The following is a 24,685-nucleotide window of genomic DNA, read 5'->3' as shown; positions in this document are numbered from 1 at the left end:
TATAGGATAGCCTCGAATTTTCCCTCCTTTGTTCGGAAACCGATAATGAGTCAACAACAAACCAGCCAGTCTTCTGGCCAGGGTCTGCTGGAGCGCGTGTTCAAGCTGCGTGAACACGGCACGACGGCACGCACCGAAGCGATCGCAGGTTTCACCACCTTCCTGACGATGGTCTACATTGTTTTCGTTAACCCACAGATCCTCGGCGTGGCGGGTATGGATACCAGCGCTGTGTTTGTGACGACCTGCCTGATCGCGGCATTCGGCAGTATTATGATGGGGCTGTTTGCTAACCTGCCCGTCGCTCTGGCGCCGGCAATGGGCCTTAACGCCTTCTTCGCCTTTGTGGTGGTTCAGGCAATGGGCCTGCCCTGGCAGGTGGGGATGGGGGCTATTTTCTGGGGCGCCGTCGGCCTGCTGCTGCTGACGATTTTCCGCGTACGCTACTGGATGATCGCCAATATTCCGGTAAGCCTGCGGGTGGGCATCACCAGCGGTATCGGTCTGTTCATCGGTATGATGGGGCTGAAAAATGCGGGAGTGATTGTTGCCAACCAGGACACGCTGGTCAGCATCGGTAACCTGACCTCCCACAGCGTGCTGCTGGGGATCCTCGGCTTCTTTATCATCGCCATTCTGGCGTCGCGTAACATCCACGCGGCGGTCCTGGTTTCTATCGTGGTGACAACGCTGCTGGGCTGGATGCTGGGTGATGTTCACTACACCGGCATCGTTTCTGCGCCGCCGAGCGTGATGACGGTTGTCGGTCATGTCGATTTAGCCGGTTCGTTTAACCTTGGCCTGGCCGGCGTTATCTTCTCCTTTATGCTGGTCAACCTGTTTGACTCCTCCGGTACCCTGATTGGGGTGACGGATAAAGCCGGTCTTGCTGATGAGAAAGGTAAATTCCCGCGCATGAAGCAGGCGCTGTTCGTGGACAGCGTCTCTTCCGTCGCGGGCTCCTTTATCGGCACCTCGTCGGTCACGGCCTATATCGAATCCTCCTCCGGCGTCTCCGTCGGCGGACGTACCGGCCTGACGGCGGTCGTTGTCGGCATTCTGTTCCTGCTGGTTATTTTCCTGTCGCCGCTGGCGGGAATGGTGCCAGCCTACGCTGCCGCCGGTGCGTTAATCTACGTCGGCGTGCTGATGACCTCCAGCCTGGCGCGCGTGAAGTGGGACGATCTGACGGAAGCGGTACCGGCGTTCATTACCGCGGTGATGATGCCGTTTAGCTTCTCGATCACCGAAGGTATCGCCCTCGGCTTTATCTCCTACTGCGTGATGAAGATTGGCACCGGCCGCCTGCGCGACCTCAGCCCGTGCGTGATTATCGTATCCCTGCTGTTCGTGCTGAAAATTGTGTTTATCGACGCCCACTGATTTACCCGCACTTAACCCTCTCCCAACAGGGAGAGGGCTGTCATTTAGGCTTTAACGCGCTGAATATAGTCGCCAAAGGCGCTCAGCTGGCCGCTGAGATGATCGAGCGTGCTCTGATCGACCACTTCTCCCGACTGCGGATCGACCTTGTTCTGAATAACCCCACCCATAAACTCAGGCTTGTTCATCACCATCGCGTCGAGGAACACCAGAATCTGCCGCAGGTGATACTGGCAGCGCGCGCCGCCGATAGCGCCCATCGAGCTGGTTTGGATCAGTACCGGCTTCCCTGAGAGGGGCTGTTCAGGCAGGCGAGATAGCCAGTCAATCGCATTTTTCAGGCCGCCGGGAACCGAGTAGTTATACTCCGGCGTCACGATGACCACCCCATCCGCTTCGCGAATCTGGCGGGCAATCTCCAGCACGCTTTGCGGGAATCCCTCTTCCTGCTGAACATCCGCATCGTATAGCGGAATGTCGCCAATCGACGGCAGCGCGGAGATCGCCATCCCCGCAGGCGCGATGCCCGGCAGGGTGCGTGCAACCATGCCATTAAACGACTCTTTGCGCAGACTTCCGAGTAACGTAACAACTTTCAACGTATCAGACATGATTGCTCCTTTGCATCATGATGGCCGGACGAACCGGTCAGTTGAGGGAGAGTGCTTTTTCCACCGGCAGGCTGGTGAAGCGCATCAGGCGGGCTGCGGGCTCTTTCGCACGCGCCTGGGCGTCCGGCAGGGTACGCCAGCCGTCGCTCCCCGCGTATTCCCAGACCTTAAGCTGGCCGATACCCGGCGTAGCGGCAATGGACCAGACCAGCACCGACTCGGCGTCGCAGAGCGCCTCTATAGGCTGCATGTTGGCGGTACGCAGCCGACCTGCGCCTGGCAGCAGCTGCAGGCGAACGGGCGCTTCGCCGGTGAGCTTGAGGACGCTGCGGCGCAGCGCGACCAGCTGGGCGCGAGCTTCATCAGGATCGTACTGGTTGTTAATCCAGAGATTTTCGTTGCTGTTGAAAACATACCGATTGGCGTCGTGCAGCGGATGCACGCCGCGCGAAGCGTGCTGCAGCTCCATGTCCAGGCCGCAGTCGCCTTCCGTTGTCAGCGTGACGCCAACGATATTTCCGGCATATGAAATGGAAAAGCGGGGAAGGTGGCTGTCGCGAAAGACCGGCCTGCCGTCGGCTTCTCTGATGATTTCGGGGAGCTCGCTAATGCCGTACAGCATAAACAGCAGCTCTGCGAGCAGCGACCGCGATGCGCGGTAGCGGGTCTGCCGGTACTCCGGCAAACTTTGGGCGGTTTGATGACAGGCCGCCGACAGGCGTGTCGATAGCGGCTCCCTTGCGCTTAGTATCCCTCTTGCAAAATGCGTTGCCATTCGTCGCTCCGTGATTAATGGGCAGAGATAAAAATTGAGAATTACATTATCGCCTGGAATTGATAGGTTTTAATGCGGAAATCATCCCTTGAAAAGGGGGATTATGTGAATTTTACAAATTCTTGCGTAACAAAGAGAGGGTGATACGTATAACGTCGCTATAGCGGATCCGTATAGAGTCGTTTCAGGGTTTCCCTGAGCCAGACGATTTTGGGGTTGTAGCTGTTACGCTTATGCCACAGCAGGACGAACGGCACCCGGACTTTTTCCAGCAGCTGGGGCTCCAGCGGGAGAGGCCGGGACACCAGCGGCAGCTGGTGCTGGCGGTTATAGTGGTGGCAGTAGCGCGGCGCCGTCGCCAGCATGTGGTGATCCGGCTGGGCGGCCATAAACAGCGATTGCTCAAAGCCCGGCAGGGTCAGGGCAACGGTGCGCTTGTGCCCCAAATCGTGCAGAACCTCATCCAGCGCCCAGGTATCGATTTGCTCCCAGCTGATATTGATATGCGGGTAGCGTAAAAAGGTCTCCAGATTCCACTCCTCGCTGAGGGCCGGATGATCCGCGCGCAGCCACACCTGCGGCAGGTCGGTAAACAGCACCTCGAAATCGATATACCACGGCAGCTGGCTCAGCTGTTCCCGTGAGCGCGGGTGCGTTTCCCGCCCGCAAAATCCAATATCAACCTCGCCGCGAATAATGGCGTCCAGCGAATCATAGTCCCAGCCGCGCAGGCGGATCAGCGCCTGGGGATAGCGCTGGTAGATCTGCCGGGCAAGGGTATCAAAGAGGATCATCATCAGCGGCATTTCCGCCGCCAGCTCGAACTTCAGGCCGCTGGGCGTGGCGTGATGCGGCTTATCGAGGATCTGGTTGCCCATTTGCATCCAGTCCGCCAGATCCTGCTCCATGCTGGTCATCAGCGGAGTTGGCGTCAGGCCGAGAGGCGTTTTAACGAATAGCGGATCGTCGAACCAGGCGCGGAGCTTGGCCAGCGACTTGCTTACCGCCGACGGCGAAACGTTCATTCGTTTCGCCGTGCGGGTGACGCTGAGCTCCTGGGTTAAGAGCTGCAGGCAGAGTAATAAATTAAGATCGAGACTCGACAGGGGTTTCTTCATAAGTTTGCGCGGCCCGTGCGGGGGCAGCGGCCACAATCAGCACAATGCTGACTATGCTACAGCCAATGAGGATCCCGATCAGCATATTCATTGCGCTTAAGCCAACGATAGCGGCCAGCCAAATCCATAGCGAAGAGCCGCAGACCTGAGCGATACCCAGCGCGGAGCTGGCGACGCCGGCGCGCAGGGTAAACGGTCCCAGCGCCTGGCTCATTGCCACGCCGAAGCCGACGGAGAAGCCCGCGCAAATCAGCGCCAGCCCCAGCATGGTCACCGTTTGGCTGGTGGCGAGGCTGAGCAGCACCCCGGCAATAAAGAACATCACCTGCGAGGTCAGCATCAGGGTGCGCGGCTTAAACAGGGTGAGCGCAAACGGCGTGGAGAACGAGACGGCCATGCTGATCAGCGCCATCAGGGCCATCGCCATCGAATATTTGCCGCGGTCGAAGCCCATCTCCTCCATCATCAGCACCGGCGAGACGTTCACGTAGGTCAGGATGGCGGTGACGCTAAGGGTGGTGACGATCACCCGGCTGAGGAAAAAGCGGTTCAGCAGCGACTCGGAGCCGGCGGGTTGCTGAGCGGCCTCGTTTGGCAGCGCGGTTGGGCGCGTTTCCCGCAGCACGAAGATTGACAGTAGGCCGACCATCACGCCCATGCCGGTCATGGTGTAAAACAGGCTTTGCCACGGATACTTAAGCATAATCAGATGGCCCAGCACCGGCGCCAGCACCGGAATAATGCAGGTAATACCGTTGAGGAGCGACAGCACCCTGGCGCGCCGCCGATCATCAAGGGTATCGCGCAGCACCGCAAAAGCCACCACGTAGCAGCTGCCGGCGCCGATGCCCTGAATAAAGCGTCCGATCAGGAAAAGGGTGCTGGTATGCGCCAGCGAGCAGAGCAGGGAGGCCAGAATAAAGATAAAGGCGCCAAATATAGCGACCGGCTTGCGTCCGGACCTGTCGGCAATGCGCCCGGCAAACAGCATCGCGGTGGCCATACCCGCCAGGTAGACCGAGAAGGCTATGTGCAGCTGCGCCTCGCTGGCCCCCAAATCCTGCGCAATTTTCGGCAGACCAACCAAATACATATCAATGCCGGATGGATAGAGCAAAACCAGCGCAAAACCACAGATCAGAAAGCGTGCCATAGAACCCCTCGCGATAATAGTGCCGTACAGAGTAATGGTGAATGCCTGCCAGTACGAGTTGCCATTTGGACAACAATGATTTCCTGGGAGGAAAAATGGGGGGCTTAAAAAGTAAAAACCCGCATCAACAGCCGGTTAATGCGGGTTAGTGAACGTTTACGGACTACGCGAGGCGCGGTTACTTACCAATACAGAAGCTGGAGAAAATGCGCCCCAGCAGGTCGTCAGAGGTAAATTCGCCGGTAATTTCGCTTAAGGCCTGCTGTGAGAGCCGCAGCTCTTCAGCCAGCAGCTCGCCGGCCCATGCGCCAAGCAGCTGGGCCTTACCCTGCTGCAGATGGTTGGCCGCTGCTTCCAGGGCCTGCAGGTGGCGACGGCGGGCGAGGAAGCCGCCCTCCATATTGGTCTCGAAGCCCATGCTCTGCTTAAGATGATTGCGCAGCGCCTCAACGCCCTCGCCGGTACGCGCCGACAGGCGAATAAGCGAGTGACCATTTACTTCACTTAGGCCCAGCGTTTCGCCGGTGACGTCGGCTTTATTGCGCACCACGGTAATCGGCAGCTTTGCCGGCAGGCGTTCGATAAAGTCCGGCCAGATTTCCGCGGGGTCGACGGCGTCGGTAGTGGTGCCATCCACCATAAACAGCACCCGGTCGGCCTGGGCGATTTCCTGCCACGCGCGCTCGATACCGATGCGTTCAACCTCATCGTTGGCGTCGCGCAGACCGGCGGTATCGATGATGTGCAGCGGCATGCCGTCGATGTGGATATGCTCGCGGAGCACGTCGCGGGTGGTACCGGCGATATCCGTCACAATCGCGGCTTCACGCCCGGCCAGCGCGTTCAGCAGGCTCGATTTCCCGGCGTTAGGGCGCCCGGCGATCACCACCTTCATTCCTTCACGCAGCAGGCTGCCCTGACGGGCCTCGGCGCGAACCGCGTCGAGATCGGCCATCACGTCGTTAAGCTGGGCCTCTATTTTGCCGTCGGAGAGAAAATCAATTTCCTCATCCGGGAAGTCGATAGCCGCTTCGACGTAGATACGCAGGTGCGTCAGCGCTTCCACAAGGTGGTTTACGCGCGCGGAGAAGGCGCCCTGCAGCGAGTTCAGCGCCGAACGCGCCGCCTGCTCGGAGCTGGCGTCAATCAGATCGGCAATCGCCTCCGCCTGAGCCAGGTCGAGCTTATCGTTGAGAAACGCGCGTTCGGAGAACTCTCCCGGGTTAGCAATGCGCAGGCCCGGAAGGGTCAGGATGCGTTTGAGCAGCAGATCGAGAATGACCGGGCCGCCGTGCCCCTGCAGCTCGAGGACGTCCTCGCCGGTAAAGGAGTTTGGCCCCGGGAACCACAGGGCGATGCCCTGATCCAGCGCCGTTCCGTTAACGTCCTTGAACGGCAGGTAGTCGGCGTAGCGCGGTTTTGGCAGCTTGCCGAGTACCGCCTCTGCGACCTCGCGCGCCTTCAGGCCAGAGATGCGCAGAATGCCCACACCACCGCGTCCCGGTGGGGTGGCCTGGGCGACGATAGTGTCGTTATGGCTCATGATGACTCTCTATGTAAATGTAAAAAAGGCGGTCTATTGACCGCCTTCTCTGGCATTAACTTTACCGTATATTCTCGAAATAGTTCAAGTTGCAGGAAGGCGTCAAGTTAGAGAGGCCCCAGGAGCTTACTGAAGTAAGTGACTGGGGCGAACTAACGAAGCCAACGCATCTGCGGCTTGAAGAATGAAGAGAATCAGGATTTTTTCTTCTCGCGGCTATGCAGGCCACGTTTCTCCAGACCACGGTAAATCAGCTGCTGCTGGATAATGGTTACCAGGTTGCTGACGATGTAGTAAACCACCAGGCCAGACGGGAACCACAGGAAGAACACCGTGAAGATGACCGGCATAAAGGTCATGATCTTCTGCTGCATCGGGTCGGTCACGGTCGTCGGCGACATCTTCTGAATGAAGAACATCGTGGCGCCCATGATAATCGGCAGGATGTAGTACGGGTCTTGTGCAGACAGGTCGTGGATCCACAGGATAAACGGCGCATGACGCAGTTCAACCGAGGCGCTCAGCATGTAGTACAGCGCAAGGAAGATTGGCATCTGGATAATCAGCGGGAAGCAGCCGCCCAGCGGGTTAACCTTCTCCGCTTTATACAGGGCCATCATTTCCTGGCTTTGACGCTGTTTGTCATCGCCCAGACGCTCACGCATGGCCTGAATCTTCGGCTGCAGCATACGCATCTTCGCCATGGAGGTGTACTGCGCTTTAGTCAGCGGGTACATGATGCCACGAACGATAAAGGTAATAACGATGATCGAGAAGCCCCAGTTGCCGAGGAAGCTATGGATCCATTTCAGCAGCTTGAACAGCGGCTGAGAAATAAACCACAGCCAGCCGTAGTCAACGGTCAGATCCAGGTGCGGCGCAACGGCAGCCATTTTGTCCTGAATTGCCGGGCCGACCCACAGCACGCTTTCCAGCTTATCAACCTGACCTGGCTGTACCAGAACCGGCTGAGATTTGTAGCCAATAGCGACGATACCGTTACCGAGGTTGGCGGTGTAGAAGCTATTGGTGCCGCTATTCTGCGGAACCCATGCGGTAGTAAAGTACTGCTGCAGCATGGCGACCCAACCGTCTTTGGTGCTGACGTTCAGGTTTTCGTTATCGACGATGGTATCGAATTTATATTTTTCGTACTTCGTATCTGCGGTTGAATACGCGGCACCGCGGAAGGTGTGCATCGTAGACAGGCCACCGGTTTGCGTATCGCGTGCGGTTGGCAGATTAGCAGACTGTTTCAGCTGACCGAAGGTGGAGATCTCCAACGGTTTTTCGCCGACGTTCTGTACGTTGTAGCCTACGTTCACCGCATACTCACCACGTTTCAGGGTGAACGTTTTGGTGAATACGTTGCCGGCTTTGTCGGTGTACGTCAGCGGAATGACGATTTCGTTCTGGCCATCGGCCAGCACAAACGCATCTTTATCGACGTTATACAGCGGACGAGAGCCATTCGCCGGGTTATCCGGGCCATCACGACCGGTTAAACCGCTCTGAGCCTGATAGATAAACTGCGGAGTGGTCTCCAGTAACTGGAACGGTTCGGTAGACTTAAGCGCTTTCGGGTAAGCCGGAAGCAGCGCCTGCTCAACATCACCACCGCGGGTGTTGATGGTCAGATCAAGCACGTCTGTTTTAACCGTAATCAGTTTCCCCTGGCCACTGGCCGGTACGCCCTGGTCGGCGGCGCTACCCGCTGCGGTGGTCGTTGTCTGCGTGGTCTGCTGCTGCTGGGCTTGCGGATTGTTATCCTGCTCCCAGGCTTGCCAGATCATGAAAGACACGAACAACAAAGCGATGATAAGAAGATTGCGTTGCGAATCCATCGTTAGTGTTCTCTGGTATCAAATGGTCCAGGCGGGACGGGATCGTCACCACCAGGGTGTAAAGGGTGGCATTTTAATACGCGTTTCACTGTCAACCAACTGCCTTTTACCACCCCAAACCTGCGCAATGCCTCAATTCCATAGCTTGAGCAGGTTGGAGTGAAACGACAATGCGGCCCGAGTAGCGGACTAATCAGGCGCTGATAGACCCGTATAAGGCCTATCAGGACCCGGGAGCCAGGCGACAATGGCGGCGCCATAATTTTTCCAACGCTTCCGAGAGAGCACGGTTATCGAGTTCGGCAACCCCTTTCTTTGCCACCACCACGAAATCCATTGGCGGGAGTTCATGCTGACGTAAACGGAAGCTTTCACGCGTCAGACGTTTAATCCGATTGCGTTCATGCGCGCGTTTGACGTTTTTCTTGGCGACAGTAAGACCGATGCGGGGATGCCCCAGCGAATTCAGGCGGCCGAGGATGGTGATTTGCGGCGTGCCAGCCCGTTGTGGCTGCTGGAAGACGAAAGTGAAATGACTGGGAGTTAACAAACGTAACTCCCTGGGAAATGCTAGCTTAACCACGCAGGGTTAGCTTTATTACTTGGAAACGGTCAGACGGGAACGGCTTTTAGCACGACGACGTGCCAGAACCTGACGACCATTTTTAGTAGCCATACGTGCACGGAAGCCGTGAGAACGGTTGCGCTTCAGTACAGACGGTTGAAAAGTGCGTTTCATGGCGGTTTCTACCTAAACTTGAATTATTTCACTGACTTTTGCGTATACCCGAACGAACTTCGAACGACTAACGCCTCAGCGATGGTGATTAAAGAGGCCGGATTGTAATAATTGTACACTCCGGAGTCAATTCTCTTTCCTTATTTCTCACACCTTGCCGCACAAAAAATGAGCTGAGACAGGCTGCGGAAAACGGGCATTACGCACCGGGTGGAGGATTATACGGCCTGACGGGTAAAGCGCAAGGATCGCAGGGGATCTTTGTTAGATCGTTTAGGCCCAAAATCGGCATAGCTCATTAATTTTTCCAATATGCGGGCGAAATCGTGTCCCACCCTTCCCAGGATCGATTACACTTACCCGGCTTCGATCCTTCCTGTGGATAAAACGGGAAGAATCTGTTGAGAAACACAAGATATCTTTTTCAGTTTAGGCTATGATCCCCGGTCCCGATCGCGATCCCCGGATCCGCATCGGACAAAAACCGCAGATAGCGGTTCGCACGTCACCCCTTTTGTGCAGGGGCTTTTCGGCTTATGCAGGGTCTGGTCGACGTGTGCCAACAATCACGATTGTTTCTTTTTTTCTTTATATCGATTTTATGTTCGAGTGGAGTCCGCCGTGTCACTTTCGCTTTGGCAGCAGTGTCTTGCCCGATTGCAGGATGAGTTACCAGCCACAGAATTTAGTATGTGGATACGCCCGTTGCAGGCGGAACTGAGCGATAACACGCTGGCACTGTATGCGCCAAACCGTTTTGTGCTCGATTGGGTAAGGGATAAATACCTCAATAATATCAATGGACTCCTCAATGATTTTTGCGGTGCTGATGCCCCACAGCTGCGGTTTGAAGTCGGCACTAAACCGGCGGTACAGCCGCAGCGCGGCGCGGTAAACAACGTCGCGGCAGCCGTACCGGCCGCGCAGGTTCAGATGGCGCGCGTTGCGCCGACGATCGTCCGTCCAGGCTGGGATAACGTCCCGGCGCCGGCGGAACCGACCTACCGCTCTAACGTCAACGTCAAGCATACCTTTGATAACTTTGTCGAAGGTAAGTCTAACCAGCTGGCCCGCGCGGCGGCGCGTCAGGTTGCGGATAACCCAGGCGGCGCCTATAACCCGTTATTCCTTTATGGCGGTACCGGTTTGGGTAAAACCCACCTTTTGCACGCGGTCGGTAACGGCATCGTTGCGCGCAAACCGAACGCCAAAGTGGTCTATATGCACTCCGAGCGCTTTGTTCAGGACATGGTTAAAGCCTTGCAGAACAACGCGATCGAAGAATTTAAGCGCTACTACCGCTCCGTAGACGCCCTGCTGATCGATGATATTCAGTTCTTTGCTAATAAAGAGCGCTCGCAGGAAGAGTTTTTCCACACCTTCAACGCCCTGCTGGAAGGTAATCAGCAGATCATTCTCACCTCGGATCGCTATCCGAAAGAGATCAACGGCGTTGAGGATCGTCTGAAATCACGCTTCGGCTGGGGGCTGACGGTGGCGATCGAGCCGCCTGAGCTGGAAACCCGCGTGGCGATCCTGATGAAAAAAGCGGACGAAAACGACATTCGTCTGCCGGGTGAAGTGGCCTTCTTTATTGCCAAGCGTTTGCGTTCCAACGTACGTGAGCTGGAAGGGGCGCTGAACCGCGTTATCGCTAACGCCAACTTTACCGGCCGGGCGATCACCATCGATTTCGTGCGCGAAGCGCTGCGCGATCTGCTGGCGCTGCAGGAAAAGCTGGTCACCATCGACAATATTCAGAAGACGGTGGCGGAGTACTATAAAATTAAGGTGGCGGATCTGCTCTCCAAGCGCCGCTCCCGCTCGGTGGCGCGTCCTCGTCAGATGGCGATGGCGCTGGCTAAAGAGCTGACGAACCACAGTTTGCCGGAAATTGGCGACGCGTTCGGCGGCCGTGACCATACCACCGTGCTGCACGCCTGCCGTAAGATTGAGCAGCTGCGTGAAGAAAGCCACGATATCAAAGAAGATTTTTCCAATTTAATCAGAACATTATCCTCGTGACGCTATGAAATTTACCGTAGAACGTGAACATTTATTAAAACCTCTGCAACAGGTAAGCGGTCCGTTAGGCGGTCGTCCGACGCTGCCCATTCTCGGTAACCTGCTGCTTCAGGTCTCGGAAGGCGCGCTGTCGCTCACCGGTACGGACCTGGAAATGGAAATGGTGGCGCGCGTTGCGCTGATGCAACCGCATGAAACGGGCGCTACGACGGTTCCGGCACGTAAATTCTTTGATATCTGCCGTGGCCTCCCTGAAGGGGCGGAGATCGCCGTTCAGCTGGAAGGCGATCGGATGCTGGTGCGCTCCGGGCGCAGCCGCTTCTCGCTGTCGACGCTTCCTGCCGCTGATTTCCCTAATCTCGACGACTGGCAGAGCGAAGTTGAATTCACGCTGCCGCAGGCGACGATGAAGCGCCTGATAGAAGCCACCCAGTTTTCAATGGCGCATCAGGACGTCCGCTATTACTTAAACGGTATGCTGTTTGAGACCGAAGGCGACGAGCTGCGCACCGTCGCAACCGACGGGCACCGCCTGGCGGTCTGCTCTATGCCGCTGGGTGAATCGCTGCCTAACCATTCGGTGATCGTGCCGCGTAAAGGGGTGATTGAGCTGATGCGCATGCTCGACGGTGGCGATACGCCGCTGCGCGTGCAGATTGGCAGCAACAACATCCGCGCCCACGTCGGTGACTTCATCTTTACCTCGAAGCTGGTTGACGGTCGTTTCCCTGACTACCGCCGCGTGCTGCCGAAGAATCCGGATAAGCATCTGGATGCCGGCTGCGATATCCTCAAGCAGGCGTTTGCGCGGGCGGCAATTCTCTCGAACGAGAAGTTCCGCGGCGTGCGCCTCTACGTAAGCGAAAATCAGCTGAAAATCACCGCCAACAACCCGGAGCAGGAAGAAGCGGAAGAGATCCTCGACGTTTCTTACTCCGGCAGCGAGATGGAAATTGGCTTTAACGTCAGCTACGTGCTGGACGTGCTGAATGCGCTGAAGTGCGAAAACGTGCGTATTTTACTGACCGATTCGGTGTCGAGCGTGCAGATTGAGGATGCGGCGTCGCAATCCGCAGCCTACGTTGTCATGCCTATGCGCTTGTAAAGAATATCGGGCTATCTTACTTGCCATTTTCAACCTGGGCTGTGCTCGCCCCTGTCACGTACTTCGTGTACGCTCCAGGGTCTGTGCGCAGTCCGTGTTGAAACTGGCTGCGACGATAACGCCCTGGCTATGAGTTGATATGTCGCTATCCCGACTCCTGATTAAAGACTTCCGCAATATCGAAAATGCGGATCTCGCTCTATCCCCCGGCTTTAACTTTCTGGTTGGCGCCAACGGCAGCGGCAAAACCAGCGTGCTGGAAGCCATTTATACGCTTGGTCACGGCCGGGCGTTTCGCAGCCTGCAAATAGGTCGCGTCATCCGCCATGAGCAGGAGTCATTTATCCTGCACGGGCGCTTACAGGATGGCGAGCGCGAAGTCGCCATTGGCCTGACTAAAGACAAGCTCGGCGACAGCAAGGTGCGGATTGACGGCACCGATGGTCACAAAGTGGCCGAGCTGGCGCATTTAATGCCGATGCAGCTGATTACGCCGGAAGGGTTTACTTTGCTCAACGGCGGCCCGAAGTACAGAAGAGCCTTCCTTGACTGGGGATGCTTTCACAATGAGACCGGGTTTTTTACCGCCTGGAGCAACCTGAAGCGCCTGCTGAAGCAGCGCAACGCCGCGCTGCGTCAGGTTAGCCGCTACGCGCAAATCCGGCCCTGGGATCTGGAGCTTATCCCGCTGGCGGAGCAAATTAGCCGCTGGCGCGCCGATTACAGCGCCGCTATCGTCGAAGACATGGCGGATACCTGTAAGCAGTTTTTACCTGAATTCTCTCTGACCTTTTCCTTCCAGCGCGGCTGGGAAAAAGAAACGGATTACGCTGAGGTACTGGAGAGAAACTTCGAGCGTGACCGCATGCTGACCTATACCGCCCACGGCCCGCACAAAGCGGATTTCCGCATACGTGCCGATGGTGCGCCGGTCGAAGATACTTTGTCACGTGGGCAGCTCAAACTCCTGATGTGCGCGCTACGGCTGGCACAGGGCGAGTTTTTAACCCGCGAAAGCGGGAGACGCTGTCTGTATCTGATAGATGATTTTGCCTCGGAACTTGATGACGCGCGGCGCGGGCTGCTTGCCAGCCGCTTAAAAGCCACGCAGTCGCAGGTTTTCGTCAGCGCAATAAGCGCTGAGCACGTAATGGACATGTCGGACAAAAATTCGAAGATGTTCACCGTGGAAAAGGGTAAAATAACGGATTAACCCAAGATTAAATGAGCGAGAAACGTTGATGTCGAATTCTTATGACTCCTCCAGTATCAAAGTCCTGAAAGGGCTGGATGCGGTGCGTAAGCGCCCGGGTATGTATATCGGCGACACGGATGACGGCACCGGTCTGCACCACATGGTATTCGAGGTTGTGGATAACGCTATCGACGAAGCGCTCGCAGGGTACTGTAAAGACATCGTTGTCACCATCCATAGCGATAACTCCGTCTCCGTACAGGATGATGGCCGCGGCATCCCGACCGGTATTCACCCGGAAGAGGGCGTATCGGCGGCAGAAGTCATCATGACCGTACTGCACGCAGGCGGCAAGTTTGATGATAACTCCTATAAAGTTTCCGGCGGCCTGCACGGCGTAGGCGTTTCCGTGGTTAACGCCCTGTCGCAGAAGCTGGAGCTGGTGATTCAGCGCGATAATAAAGTTCACCGTCAGCTGTACGCCCACGGCGTGCCACAGGCGCCGCTGGCCGTAACCGGCGATACCGAAAAAACCGGCACCATGGTACGTTTCTGGCCGAGCTATGAAACCTTCACCAACGTGATCGAATTCGAGTATGAGATTCTGGCTAAACGCCTGCGCGAGCTGTCGTTCCTGAACTCCGGCGTCTCCATCCGCCTGCGCGATAAGCGTGACGGCAAAGAAGACCACTTCCACTACGAAGGCGGCATCAAGGCGTTCGTTGAGTATCTCAACAAGAACAAAACGCCAATTCACCCGAATATCTTCTATTTCTCCACCGAAAAAGACGGTATCGGCGTCGAAGTTGCGCTGCAGTGGAACGACGGCTTCCAGGAAAATATCTACTGCTTTACCAACAACATTCCGCAGCGCGACGGCGGGACGCACCTTGCGGGCTTCCGCGCGGCGATGACCCGTACCCTGAACGCCTACATGGATAAAGAAGGCTACAGCAAAAAGGCGAAAGTCAGCGCCACCGGCGACGATGCTCGTGAAGGCCTGATTGCCGTCGTTTCCGTGAAAGTACCGGATCCTAAGTTCTCCTCGCAGACCAAAGACAAGCTGGTCTCCTCCGAGGTGAAAACCGCGGTAGAGCAGCAGATGAACGAGCTGCTGAACGAATATCTGCTGGAAAACCCGTCAGACGCCAAGATCGTGGTAGGCAAAATTATCGACGCTGCGCGCGCGCGCGAAGCGGCGCGCCGTGCCCGTGAGATGACCCGTCGTAAAGGCGCGCTGGACCTGGCTGGCCTGCCGGGCAAGCTGGCTGACTGTCAGGAACGCGATCCGGCGCTGTCCGAACTGTACCTCGTGGAAGGGGACTCCGCGGGCGGTTCTGCCAAGCAGGGCCGTAACCGTAAAAACCAGGCTATCCTGCCGCTGAAGGGTAAAATCCTCAACGTCGAGAAGGCCCGTTTTGACAAGATGCTCTCCTCCCAGGAAGTCGCTACGCTTATCACCGCCCTGGGCTGCGGCATTGGCCGCGACGAGTACAACCCGGACAAGCTGCGCTACCACAGCATTATCATCATGACCGATGCGGACGTCGATGGTTCGCACATTCGTACTCTGCTGCTGACCTTCTTCTACCGTCAGATGCCGGAAATCGTCGAGCGTGGTCACGTCTACATTGCGCAGCCGCCGCTGTACAAAGTGAAGAAAGGCAAGCAGGAACAGTACATCAAAGACGATGAAGCGATGGATCAGTACCAGATCTCCATCGCCCTCGATGGCGCCACCCTGCACACCAACGCCAGCGCCCCGGCCCTGGCTGGCGAAGCGTTAGAGAAGCTGGTTGCCGAGTTCAACGCCACGCAGAAAATGATTGGCCGCATGGAGCGTCGCTTCCCGAAAACGATGCTGAAAGAGCTTATCTACCAGCCAACGCTGAGCGAAGCTGAGCTGTCGGACGAACAGGCCGTAACCCGCTGGGTGAATAAGCTGGTGACCGATCTGAACGAAAACGAGCAGCACGGCAGCCAGTGGAAGTTTGATATTCATGAAAACACGGAGCAGCAGCTGTTCGAGCCGATTGTTCGCGTCCGTACCCACGGCGTCGATACCGACTATCCGCTGGATCATGAGTTTGTGACCGGCGGCGAATATCGTCGTATCTGCACCCTCGGCGAGAAGCTGCGTGGCCTGATTGAAGACGACGCGTTTATCGAACGCGGCGAACGCCGTCAGCCGGTTGCCAGCTTTGAGCAGGCGCTGGAGTGGCTGGTGAAAGAGTCCCGCCGCGGGCTCTCTATCCAGCGCTATAAAGGCCTGGGTGAAATGAACCCGGACCAGCTGTGGGAAACCACAATGGACCCGGATAGCCGCCGCATGCTGCGCGTAACCGTTAAGGATGCGATTGCCGCTGACCAGCTGTTCACCACCCTGATGGGCGACGCCGTTGAACCGCGCCGCGCATTTATCGAAGAAAACGCCCTGAAAGCGGCGAATATCGATATCTAAGCCGCAAACTCCCCGGTATAGCGCTTCGCTGACCGGGGTAAGCGTTTGATAAACCCGGAATGCACGCTCAACGGCGTCATCCGGTTTTTTTTCGACCGGAAAAGGGGAATCCCCCTGCTGAACCCATCCTCGTTTTCCCTGGCTTCTGTTGCTGTTTTTTGAGCGGAATCGCGTTAGCATGAGTCAGGACTCATCTTACCTGGGGATCTCATGGCTATTAAACTGATTGCAATTGATATGGACGGCACGCTTCTGCTGCCGGACCATACCATCTCTCCTGCCGTTAAAACCGCGATTGCTGCGGCCCGCGCGCGCGGCGTCAACGTGGTGCTGACCACCGGTCGGCCGTATGCCGGCGTGCACAGCTACCTGAAAGAACTGCACATGGAGCAGCCGGGAGACTACTGCATCACCTACAACGGTGCGTTAGTGCAGAAGGCAAGCGACGGCAGCACCGTCGCGCAAACTGCGCTGAGCTATGATGACTACCGCTATCTGGAACAGCTTTCCCGCGACGTCGGCTCCCACTTCCACGCGCTTGACCGCAATACGCTCTATACCGCTAACCGCAATGTGAGCTACTACACGGTGCATGAATCCTACGTCGCAACCATCCCGCTGGTCTTCTGTGAAGCAGAAAATATGGATCCCAACATCCAGCTGCTGAAGGTGATGATGATTGATGAGCCGGTGATTCTGGACCAGGCGATCGCCCGCATCCCGGCAGAAGTAAAAGAGAAGTATACCGTACTGAAAAGCGCGCCATACTTCCTCGAGATCCTCGATAAGCGGGTCAATAAAGGTACCGGCGTGAAGTCGCTGGCCGATGCGCTGAATATCAAGCAGGAAGAGATCATGGCGATTGGCGATCAGGAAAACGACATCGCGATGATTGAGTTCGCCGGCGTCGGCGTGGCGATGGATAACGCGATACCGACCGTGAAAGAAGCGGCAAACTTTATTACCAAATCGAACCTTGAAGACGGCGTGGCCTGGGCCATTGAGAAGTACGTTTTATCCTGAGTTATCTTCAGGCCCGGCAAACCCGGGCCTGAGCCGTCTGTATTTTGATTTTTTAGCGTAAATCCGCACGTAACCCTCTCATTTCGAATCGAAAACTCTATATTCTCCTGCCTTGTTTACGCAAATCTGTATCGGCTTCAAAGAGTAAAGCTGGATGGCAACTATACTCAGACACGATGCGGTTTCACTTTGTCGGTCCTGAGTTTTTTCACTGGAGAGCATTGCTGTTGGGTACGCTACGCGGCGGCATTCTGTTTTGTATCACATGCTCTTTTATCGGGCAGGCGCAGGCACAGGCGCTCAGCCGTGACAATATAGACGATTGGCTGAAGACGCTGGGAGCCAGCGATAAATTTGATGCCGCTAAAGGTATCGACTGGGGCGTGATGCCCGGGCCGTTTTACACTCCGGAGCTGGGTCTGGGAATAGGCACCGCGGTGGTGGGCATGTACCGCCCCGATCCCAGCGATACGGTCAGCCAGAACTCAACCTTAACCCTCAGCGGCTACGCCAGCTCAACCGGCGCCTTCGGCGTCAGCGTGAAAAACTACGCTTTTTTTGCCGAAGATCGGTGGCGCGTCTTTCTCGAAGGATCGCTGGCCAACACGCCAACCTACTACTGGGGCCAGGGCTTTGCCGCCGCCGATGATGACGGCAACAAGGAAAAGTATACCGCTCAGGTCCTGACGCTGCGGCCAACCCTGTACCGACAGCTGGTGGACAACGTTTATCTTGGCGTCGGCTGGTCGCTGGCGGCGCAGAATGCCGATCGGCTGGACCAAAACGATTTGCCCAAAATCGAAAGTACCCCGCAGGGGCCGTCGGTATTCAGCTCCGGCGTCAGTATCGATCTGAGCTGGGACGATCGTGATTTTGTCCCGAATCCGCGCAAAGGCCAGTATGCCAACCTGCGCTATACCCACTACGCCCCGGGGCTTGGGAGCGATACGCGGTTCGATGAGTTTCACCTGCACTACAGCCGCTACCAGGCGCTCAGCGAAAAAAGCGTGCTGGCCTGGGAGGCCGATGGCGTATTGACTCAGGGAGACGTGCCGTGGAGCATGCTGCCGCTGCTTGGCAGCGACGAACGGATGCGCGGCTATTACCAGGGGCGCTATCGCGATAAAAATGTGGTAAGCACCCAGCTTGAATATCGCCGTCAGCTGACCTGGCGTCACGGTATTGTGGCCTGGGTTGGCGCGGGCACCATGGGCCCCTCCGTGGATGAGCTAAACAACGGCCGCTGGCTACCGACGGCCGGCGTTGGCTATCGCTTTGAATTCAAACCTCGGGTGAATATTCGCCTCGACTACGGCATCGGTAAAGGCAGCAGCGGTTTCTACTTCCAGGTTGGCGAAGCCTTCTAAGCCTCTTTTCCCAGCGAACTCTCCGTTCCACCACTCCCCTTAAGCAGCGACCCGCGGGTTTGCGCTTTTTTTATCTTATCAATTGTTCTTTTTGTGATCTAAATTGTAGTACAACATTGTATCTTAGTACTACTATGCATCACGTGAGACAACGAAGAGCATCACGTTTGTACTGCAAAGATGAGGCGAAAACCGGCAGGCAGGGTAAAGTAAGGCAGAGTGTTTTCTTAGAGGACGTGCCATGAACCTGACCAAAACCGATCGCATCATCATGACGCTGGGCCGCCAGATTGTCGGCGGTAAATACGTTCCCGGCTCGGCGCTGCCGGCAGAAGCGGACCTGTGCGAAGAGTTTGAAACGTCGCGCAATATTATCCGGGAAGTGTTTCGCTCGCTGATGGCGAAGCGGCTGATTGAGATGAAGCGCTATCGCGGAGCCTTCGTTTCGCCGCGTAACCACTGGAACTACCTTGATACCGAGGTGCTGCAGTGGGTGCTGGAGAACGATTATGACCCGCGCCTGATTGGCGCGATGAGCGAAGTGCGAAATCTGGTGGAACCGGCCATCGCCCGCTGGGCGGCTGAACGCGCGACCTCCAGCGATCTGGCGCAAATTGAAGACGCGCTGAACGAGATGATTGCCAATAACCAGGACCGGGATGCGTTTAACGAAGCCGACATTCGCTATCACGAAGCGGTGCTGCAGTCGGTGCATAACCCGGTGTTACAGCAGCTGAGCGTGGCAATCAGCTCGCTGCAGCGAGCGGTATTTGAACGAACCTGGATGGGGGATGAAGGCAATATGCCGAAGACCCTGCAGGAACATAAGGCGCTGTTTGATGCCATCCGGCATCAGGATAGCGAAGCGGCGGAGCAGGCGGCGCTCACCATGATCGCCAGCTCAACACGAAGGCTGAAGGAAATCACATGACATCTCGCTACATCGCAATTGACTGGGGATCGACCAACCTGCGCGCCTGGCTTTTTCAGGGCGACAGATGCCTGGAGAGCAGGCAGTCGGAAGCTGGCGTAACCCGCCTCAACGGCAGATCCCCGGCGGCGGTGTTTAGTGAGATAACCGAGAGCTGGCGCGATGACGCCACGCCAGCGGTTATGGCGGGAATGGTCGGCAGCAACGTGGGCTGGAAAATCGCTCCTTACTTACCGGTTCCTGCCTATTTTTCGGCGATTTGCCAACAGTTAACCGCCGTTGGCGACAATATCTGGATCGTTCCCGGCCTTAGCGTCTCCCGGGACGATAACCGCAACGTGATGCGCGGCGAAGAGACGCAGCTGCTCGGCGCGCGTGCGATCGCCCCCTCATCGGTCTATGTGATGCCCGGCACCCACTGCAAATGGGTGCAGGCCGATCGCGAGCAAATTCTTGATTTTCGTACCGTGATGACCGGCGAACTGCACCATTTACTGCTGCAACATTCGCTGGTGGGCGCCGGTCTTCCACGGCAGGAAACCTCCGCGGCGGCATTTTCTGCCGGCCTCGAGCGCGGGTTGAACTCGCCCGCCGTTTTAGCGCAGCTCTTTCAGGTTCGCGCTTCGCACGTTCTCGGCACGCTGCCGCGCGAGCACGTCAGCGAGTTTTTATCCGGTCTGCTGATTGGCGCTGAGGTTGCCACCATGAGCGAAAGCGTGATTGGCCAGCAGATTACCATCGTTGCCGGAGAGGCGTTGGCGAACCGCTACCAGCAGGCGCTGGCCACGTTTGGTCGTCAGGCGACGGTCGTTTCCGGCGATACCGCATTTCAGGCAGGTATAAGGAGCATCATATATGCAGTGGCAAACTAAGCTTCCGCTGATCGCAATTCTGCGCGGCATCACGCCGGAAGAGGCGCTGGCGCACGTGGGTGCCGTTATCGACGCGGGATTCGATGCCGTCGAAATTCCGCTGAACTCGCCCCGCTGGCAGCAAAGCATTCCGGCCATCGTCGAGGCGTTTGGCGATCGGGCGCTGATTGGCGCAGGCACCGTGCTGCAGCCGGATCAGGTTGACGAGCTGGCGAAGATGGGCTGCCGGCTGATCGTTACGCCAAACGTTCAAAGCGAAGTGATTCGCCGCGCGGTGGGCTACGGCATGACCGTCTGCCCCGGATGCGCGACCGCCACCGAGGCCTTCACCGCGCTCGATGCGGGTGCCAGAGCCCTGAAGGTGTTCCCGTCCTCCGCTTTTGGCCCGGATTACATCAAGGCGCTGAAGGCCGTTTTACCGCCAGAGGTTCCCGTCTTCGCCGTCGGTGGCGTCACGCCGGAGAACCTGGCGCAATGGATTGATGCCGGCTGTGCCGGCGCCGGACTGGGGAGCGATCTTTATCGCGCCGGACAGTCCGTCGAGCGCACCGCGCAGCAGGCGGCCGCATTTGTTAAAGCGTATCGAGAGGCAGTGCAATGAAAATAACCAAACTGACTACTTACCGTTTACCCCCGCGGTGGATGTTCCTGAAAATTGAAACCGATGAAGGCGTCGTTGGCTGGGGCGAGCCGGTAATTGAAGGGCGCGCGCGCACCGTCGAAGCGGCGGTACATGAGCTGGGGGAATACCTGATTGGCCAGGACCCGGCGCGTATTAACGACCTGTGGCAGGTAATGTACCGCGCCGGTTTCTATCGCGGCGGCCCTATTTTGATGAGCGCCATTGCCGGTATCGATCAGGCGCTGTGGGATATCAAAGGCAAAGTGCTGAATGCGCCGGTGTGGCAGCTGATGGGCGGCCTGGTGCGGGACAAAATTAAAGCCTACAGCTGGGTTGGCGGCGATCGGCCGGCGGAAGTTATCGAGGGTATTAAAAAGCTGCGCGGGATTGGTTTTGATACCTTCAAATTAAACGGCTGTGAAGAGATGGGGGTTATTGATAATTCCCGGGCGGTAGATGCAGCGGTGAATACCGTGGCGCAAATCCGCGAAGCCTTCGGCAATGAAATTGAGTTTGGTCTTGATTTCCACGGCCGCGTCAGCGCGCCGATGGCCAAAGTGCTGATTAAAGAGCTGGAACCGTATCGCCCGCTATTTATTGAGGAGCCGGTGCTGGCGGAGCAGGCGGAATATTATCCAAAACTGGCGGCGCAAACGCATATTCCGCTCGCGGCGGGCGAACGTATGTTCTCACGCTTCGAATTCAAACGGGTGCTGGAAGCCGGCGGCCTGGCAATTTTGCAGCCGGACCTGTCGCACGCCGGGGGGATCACCGAATGCTATAAAATTGCCGGCATGGCTGAGGCCTATGACGTGGCGCTGGCGCCGCACTGCCCGCTGGGCCCGATCGCCCTGGCCGCCTGCCTGCACGTTGATTTCGTCGCCCGTAATGCGGTCCTCCAGGAACAAAGCATGGGCATTCACTACAACAAAGGCGCGGAGCTGCTCGACTTTGTGAAGAATAAAGAAGACTTCAATATGGAAGGCGGCTTCTTTAAACCGTTAACGAAGCCGGGGCTGGGTGTGGAAATTGATGAAGCCAGAGTGATTGAGCTCAGTAAAAATGCGCCGGACTGGCGTAATCCATTATGGCGTCATGAGGATGGTTCCGTCGCCGAATGGTAATGTACGTCATACTTTGCACTGGTGATGCGTTGGCTGCATTTTCTTGCCCCAGTCACATACTAACGTATGCTCCTGGGAGTGTGAAAAGCTGCCGCCTTTCCCCGGCATAAATTATTTAGCGTATTACGCTTAAGTTATTAATAAAAAATTCAAATAAACCCTCTGTAAATTACAGGGCATGGTGAGCGGTTTCGCTATGCCCAAAATCTGGAGACAGATTGCTATGGATATTTCAGTGACTGCTGCAAAACCCGGTCGTCGTCGTTATCTGACGCTGGTTATGATCTTTATTACCGTTGTTATTTGCTACGTTGATCGGGCTAATCTTGCCGTCGCATCAGCGCATATTCAGGAAGAGTTTGGGATTAGCAAAACGGAAATGGGCTATATTTTTTCTGCTTTTGCCTGGCTATATACGCTGTGTCAAATTCCCGGCGGCTGGTTCCTTGACCGCGTAGGTTCGAGGATGACCTACTTTATTGCCATTTTTGGCTGGTCGGTGGCGACGCTATTTCAGGGTTTTGCCACGGGGCTGATGTCGCTGATTGGTCTGCGAGCGATTACGGGTATTTTTGAAGCCCCGGCTTTCCCGACCAACAACCGAATGGTGACCAGCTGGTTCCCGGAGCACGAGCGCGCCTCGGCGGTTGGGTTCTACACCTCCGGCCAGTTTGTAGGGCTGGCGTTCCTGACGCCGCTGCTGATCTGGATCCAGGAGCTGCTGAGCTGGCACTGGGTGTTCATCGTCACCGGCGCTATCGGTATTGTCTGGTCGTTAGTTTGGTTCAAGGTCTACCAGCCTCCGCGCCTGACTAAAAGCATCAGCAAAGCCGAGCTGGACTATATTCGCGATGGCGGCGGTCTGGTGGACGGCGATGCGCCGGTCAAAAAAGAGGCGCGGCAGCCGATGACCAAAGCCGACTGGAAGCTGGTATTCCATCGCAAGCTGGTCGGCGTCTACCTCGGGCAGTTTGCCGTCACCTCCACGCTGTGGTTTTTCCTGACCTGGTTCCCCAACTACCTGACTCAGGAAAAGGGGATCACCGCGCTAAAAGCGGGCTTTATGACCACGGTTCCGTTCCTTGCCGCGTTTGTTGGCGTGCTGCTCTCGGGCTGGCTGGCGGATAGGCTGGTGCGAAAAGGCGTCTCGCTGGGCGCCGCGCGTAAAACGCCTATTATCTGCGGGCTGCTGATATCGACCTGTATTATCGGCGCGAATTACACCAACGATCCGGTGTGGATCATGACCCTGATGGCTATCGCCTTCTTCGGCAACGGCTTTGCGTCTATCACCTGGTCACTGGTGTCATCGCTGGCGCCGATGCGCCTGATTGGGCTGACCGGCGGCGTGTTTAACTTTGTCGGCGGTCTGGGCGGGATCACCGTTCCGCTGGTCATTGGCTACCTGGCGCAGGGATATGGCTTTGCGCCTGCTCTGGTTTATATTGCCGTCGTGGCCCTGATTGGCGCGCTTTCCTACATCGTGCTGGTGGGCGATATTAAACGTGTAGGCTAATTCTTGCCGATAATATACCCTGATGCGAACGCCGTGCATCAGGGTAGCCCTATGAAACAAATCACTTTTGCCTCTCGCCATCATCAGTTGACCAATACGCGCGTCTGGACTGCGGACAGCCAGTGGCTGGTTTTTGACGTCCGTCCGTCCGGAGCCTCCTTCACCGGGGAGACGATTGAGCGGGTCAACGTCCACACCGGCGCGGTAGAGACAATCTATCGCGCGCAGCAGGGCGCCCACGTTGGCGTGGTGACCGTTCATCCAACGGAAGATGCCTACGTTTTTATTCACGGACCCGAACATCCGGATGAGAGCTGGCATTATGATTTCCACCATCGCCGCGGCGTGGTGTCGTTTCAGGGCGAGTGCCGTAACCTCGATGCGATGGATATCACCGCGCCCTATACCGCAGGCGCGCTGCGCGGCGGCAGCCACGTCCATGTTTATAGTCCTGATGGTCAGCGGGTCAGCTTTACCTATAACGATCACGTGATGCACGAGCGCTCGCCCGCGCTTGATCTGCGCAACGTAGGGGTAGCGGTGCCCTATGGCCCGGTGGTTCCGCGCGGGCAGCATCCGCGTGAATACGGCGGCAGCCACTGGTGCGTGCTGGTCAGCCGGACGACACCTGAGCCGACGCCGGGCAGCGATGAAATCAACCGCGCTTATGAAGAGGGCTGGGTCGGTAACCACGCTCTGGCCTTTATCGGCGACACGCGATCGGCAGAAGGTGAAAAGGTTCCCGAGCTGTTTATCGTCGCCCTGCCGGATAGCGAACAAGGCTGGAAGCAGCAGGGGGACGCGCCGCTGGCGGGTACCGAGACGACGCTGCCCGCACCACCCGCCGGGGTGATGCAGCGGCGCCTGACCTTTACTCACGACCGCCGCTATCCCGGATTAGCCAACGCGCCGCGCCACTGGGTGCGGGCTAACCCGCAGGCGACGGAGATTGCGTTTCTGATGCGCGATGATGCCGGCGTGGTTCAGCTGTGGCTGATTTCGCCGCAGGGTAGCGGCCTGCGGCAGCTCACCGCTAATCATTCGGATATTCAGTCGGCGTTTAACTGGCACCCGTCGGGCGAATGGCTGGGATTTGTGCTGGAGAATCGGATTGCGCTTTGCCACGCGCGGTCGGGGGCGGTGACCTTTTTGACGGCCGAGGGAGAAAGTGCGCCTTCAGCGGATGCGATCGTCTTTTCGCCGGATGGCAAACATCTGGCATGGATGGCGGAGGTGGACGGCTATCGTCAGCTGTGGACCACCGAAGTTACGCCTTAG

Annotated in this window: 23 protein-coding genes; 13 read left to right on the top strand and 10 right to left on the bottom strand. The window is 57.0% G+C overall.

Going from position 1 to position 24,685, the window contains the following annotated elements:
- Positions 1–45: 45 nt before the first annotated feature.
- Complete coding sequence (gene adeP / locus EDF75_RS17105) at positions 46–1,383, top strand: adenine permease AdeP (protein WP_133600265.1); 1,338 nt, start codon at positions 46–48, stop codon at positions 1,381–1,383.
- Positions 1,384–1,427: 44 nt separating this feature from the next.
- Here the strand turns inward: adeP and EDF75_RS17100 are convergent, their stop codons facing one another.
- The 10 genes from EDF75_RS17100 to EDF75_RS27650 all read right to left on the bottom strand — a co-directional run bounded on the left by EDF75_RS17100 (position 1,428) and on the right by EDF75_RS27650 (position 9,465).
- Positions 1,428–1,994, bottom strand: coding sequence for an NADPH-dependent FMN reductase (locus EDF75_RS17100; RefSeq protein WP_133600264.1), 567 nt, complete (start codon positions 1,992–1,994; stop codon positions 1,428–1,430).
- Positions 1,995–2,031: 37 nt separating this feature from the next.
- Complete coding sequence (locus EDF75_RS17095; RefSeq protein ID WP_463671434.1) at positions 2,032–2,616, bottom strand: 4'-phosphopantetheinyl transferase family protein; 585 nt, start codon at positions 2,614–2,616, stop codon at positions 2,032–2,034.
- Positions 2,617–2,927: 311 nt separating this feature from the next.
- Positions 2,928–3,887 (bottom strand): HTH-type transcriptional regulator YidZ, encoded by a 960-nt coding sequence (gene yidZ, locus EDF75_RS17090; RefSeq protein ID WP_133600262.1) that lies wholly within the window; start codon positions 3,885–3,887, stop codon positions 2,928–2,930.
- Positions 3,856–5,040, bottom strand: a complete 1,185-nt coding sequence (locus tag EDF75_RS17085; RefSeq protein ID WP_133600261.1) for an MFS transporter — start codon at positions 5,038–5,040, stop codon at positions 3,856–3,858. Before EDF75_RS17085 ends, yidZ begins: the two co-directional genes overlap by 32 nt.
- 178 nt (positions 5,041–5,218) lie before the next feature.
- Complete coding sequence (gene mnmE, locus EDF75_RS17080; RefSeq protein ID WP_041143338.1) at positions 5,219–6,583, bottom strand: tRNA uridine-5-carboxymethylaminomethyl(34) synthesis GTPase MnmE; 1,365 nt, start codon at positions 6,581–6,583, stop codon at positions 5,219–5,221.
- A gap of 194 nt (positions 6,584–6,777) precedes the next feature.
- Complete coding sequence (gene yidC, locus EDF75_RS17075) at positions 6,778–8,427, bottom strand: membrane protein insertase YidC (protein ID WP_041143337.1); 1,650 nt, start codon at positions 8,425–8,427, stop codon at positions 6,778–6,780.
- A gap of 2 nt (positions 8,428–8,429) precedes the next feature.
- Positions 8,430–8,687 carry a membrane protein insertion efficiency factor YidD gene (yidD, locus tag EDF75_RS17070; RefSeq protein ID WP_071844869.1) on the bottom strand — a complete coding sequence of 86 codons (258 nt, stop codon included), beginning with the start codon at positions 8,685–8,687 and terminating at the stop codon, positions 8,430–8,432.
- Positions 8,651–9,010: a ribonuclease P protein component gene (gene rnpA / locus EDF75_RS17065; protein WP_071844868.1), complete on the bottom strand. Its 360-nt coding sequence runs from the start codon at positions 9,008–9,010 to the stop codon at positions 8,651–8,653. Before rnpA ends, yidD begins: the two co-directional genes overlap by 37 nt.
- 15 nt (positions 9,011–9,025) lie before the next feature.
- Positions 9,026–9,166: a 50S ribosomal protein L34 gene (gene rpmH / locus EDF75_RS17060; protein ID WP_002220736.1), complete on the bottom strand. Its 141-nt coding sequence runs from the start codon at positions 9,164–9,166 to the stop codon at positions 9,026–9,028.
- A gap of 218 nt (positions 9,167–9,384) precedes the next feature.
- Positions 9,385–9,465, bottom strand: coding sequence for a hypothetical protein (locus EDF75_RS27650; protein ID WP_463671433.1), 81 nt, complete (start codon positions 9,463–9,465; stop codon positions 9,385–9,387).
- A 322-nt stretch (positions 9,466–9,787) separates the two neighbouring features.
- On the opposite strand from EDF75_RS27650, the gene dnaA reads away from it, so the two are divergent.
- The 12 genes from dnaA to EDF75_RS17000 all read left to right on the top strand — a co-directional run bounded on the left by dnaA (position 9,788) and on the right by EDF75_RS17000 (position 24,685).
- Entirely contained in the window at positions 9,788–11,191 is a 1,404-nt protein-coding gene (gene dnaA / locus EDF75_RS17055) for a chromosomal replication initiator protein DnaA (RefSeq protein WP_045853744.1), read from the top strand.
- Between the two features lie 4 nt (positions 11,192–11,195).
- Entirely contained in the window at positions 11,196–12,296 is a 1,101-nt protein-coding gene (dnaN, locus tag EDF75_RS17050; RefSeq protein WP_076947911.1) for a DNA polymerase III subunit beta, read from the top strand.
- Positions 12,297–12,435: 139 nt separating this feature from the next.
- Complete coding sequence (gene recF, locus EDF75_RS17045; RefSeq protein WP_041143333.1) at positions 12,436–13,509, top strand: DNA replication/repair protein RecF; 1,074 nt, start codon at positions 12,436–12,438, stop codon at positions 13,507–13,509.
- Positions 13,510–13,537: 28 nt separating this feature from the next.
- Positions 13,538–15,952 (top strand): DNA topoisomerase (ATP-hydrolyzing) subunit B, encoded by a 2,415-nt coding sequence (gyrB, locus tag EDF75_RS17040; protein WP_133600260.1) that lies wholly within the window; start codon positions 13,538–13,540, stop codon positions 15,950–15,952.
- Between the two features lie 210 nt (positions 15,953–16,162).
- Entirely contained in the window at positions 16,163–16,975 is an 813-nt protein-coding gene (yidA, locus tag EDF75_RS17035; protein ID WP_133600259.1) for a sugar-phosphatase, read from the top strand.
- 248 nt (positions 16,976–17,223) lie between these two features.
- Positions 17,224–18,342: a BamA/TamA family outer membrane protein gene (locus tag EDF75_RS17030; RefSeq protein WP_166646205.1), complete on the top strand. Its 1,119-nt coding sequence runs from the start codon at positions 17,224–17,226 to the stop codon at positions 18,340–18,342.
- Between the two features lie 241 nt (positions 18,343–18,583).
- The gene (gene dgoR / locus EDF75_RS17025) at positions 18,584–19,273 is read left to right on the top strand and encodes a D-galactonate utilization transcriptional regulator DgoR (protein WP_041143329.1); all 690 of its coding nucleotides are present in this window, start codon (positions 18,584–18,586) and stop codon (positions 19,271–19,273) included.
- Positions 19,270–20,145: a 2-dehydro-3-deoxygalactonokinase gene (locus tag EDF75_RS17020; protein ID WP_133600257.1), complete on the top strand. Its 876-nt coding sequence runs from the start codon at positions 19,270–19,272 to the stop codon at positions 20,143–20,145. Before dgoR ends, EDF75_RS17020 begins: the two co-directional genes overlap by 4 nt.
- Entirely contained in the window at positions 20,129–20,746 is a 618-nt protein-coding gene (locus tag EDF75_RS17015) for a 2-dehydro-3-deoxy-6-phosphogalactonate aldolase (protein ID WP_133600256.1), read from the top strand. Before EDF75_RS17020 ends, EDF75_RS17015 begins: the two co-directional genes overlap by 17 nt.
- A complete protein-coding gene (gene dgoD, locus EDF75_RS17010) occupies positions 20,743–21,891 on the top strand; it encodes a galactonate dehydratase (RefSeq protein WP_041143326.1) in 1,149 nt (382 codons plus the stop codon). The genes EDF75_RS17015 and dgoD overlap by 4 nt, the downstream gene beginning before the upstream one ends.
- Positions 21,892–22,069: 178 nt before the next feature.
- A complete protein-coding gene (locus EDF75_RS17005; RefSeq protein ID WP_166646197.1) occupies positions 22,070–23,407 on the top strand; it encodes an MFS transporter in 1,338 nt (445 codons plus the stop codon).
- 51 nt (positions 23,408–23,458) lie between these two features.
- A complete protein-coding gene (locus EDF75_RS17000) occupies positions 23,459–24,685 on the top strand; it encodes a DUF3748 domain-containing protein (RefSeq protein WP_133600255.1) in 1,227 nt (408 codons plus the stop codon).

Source organism: Klebsiella sp. BIGb0149 (assembly GCF_004362605.1).
Taxonomy (GTDB): Bacteria; Pseudomonadota; Gammaproteobacteria; order Enterobacterales; family Enterobacteriaceae; genus Klebsiella; species Klebsiella terrigena.
Note: the sequence above shows the minus strand (reverse complement) of the source record. Positions and strands in the feature narration are given on the sequence as shown.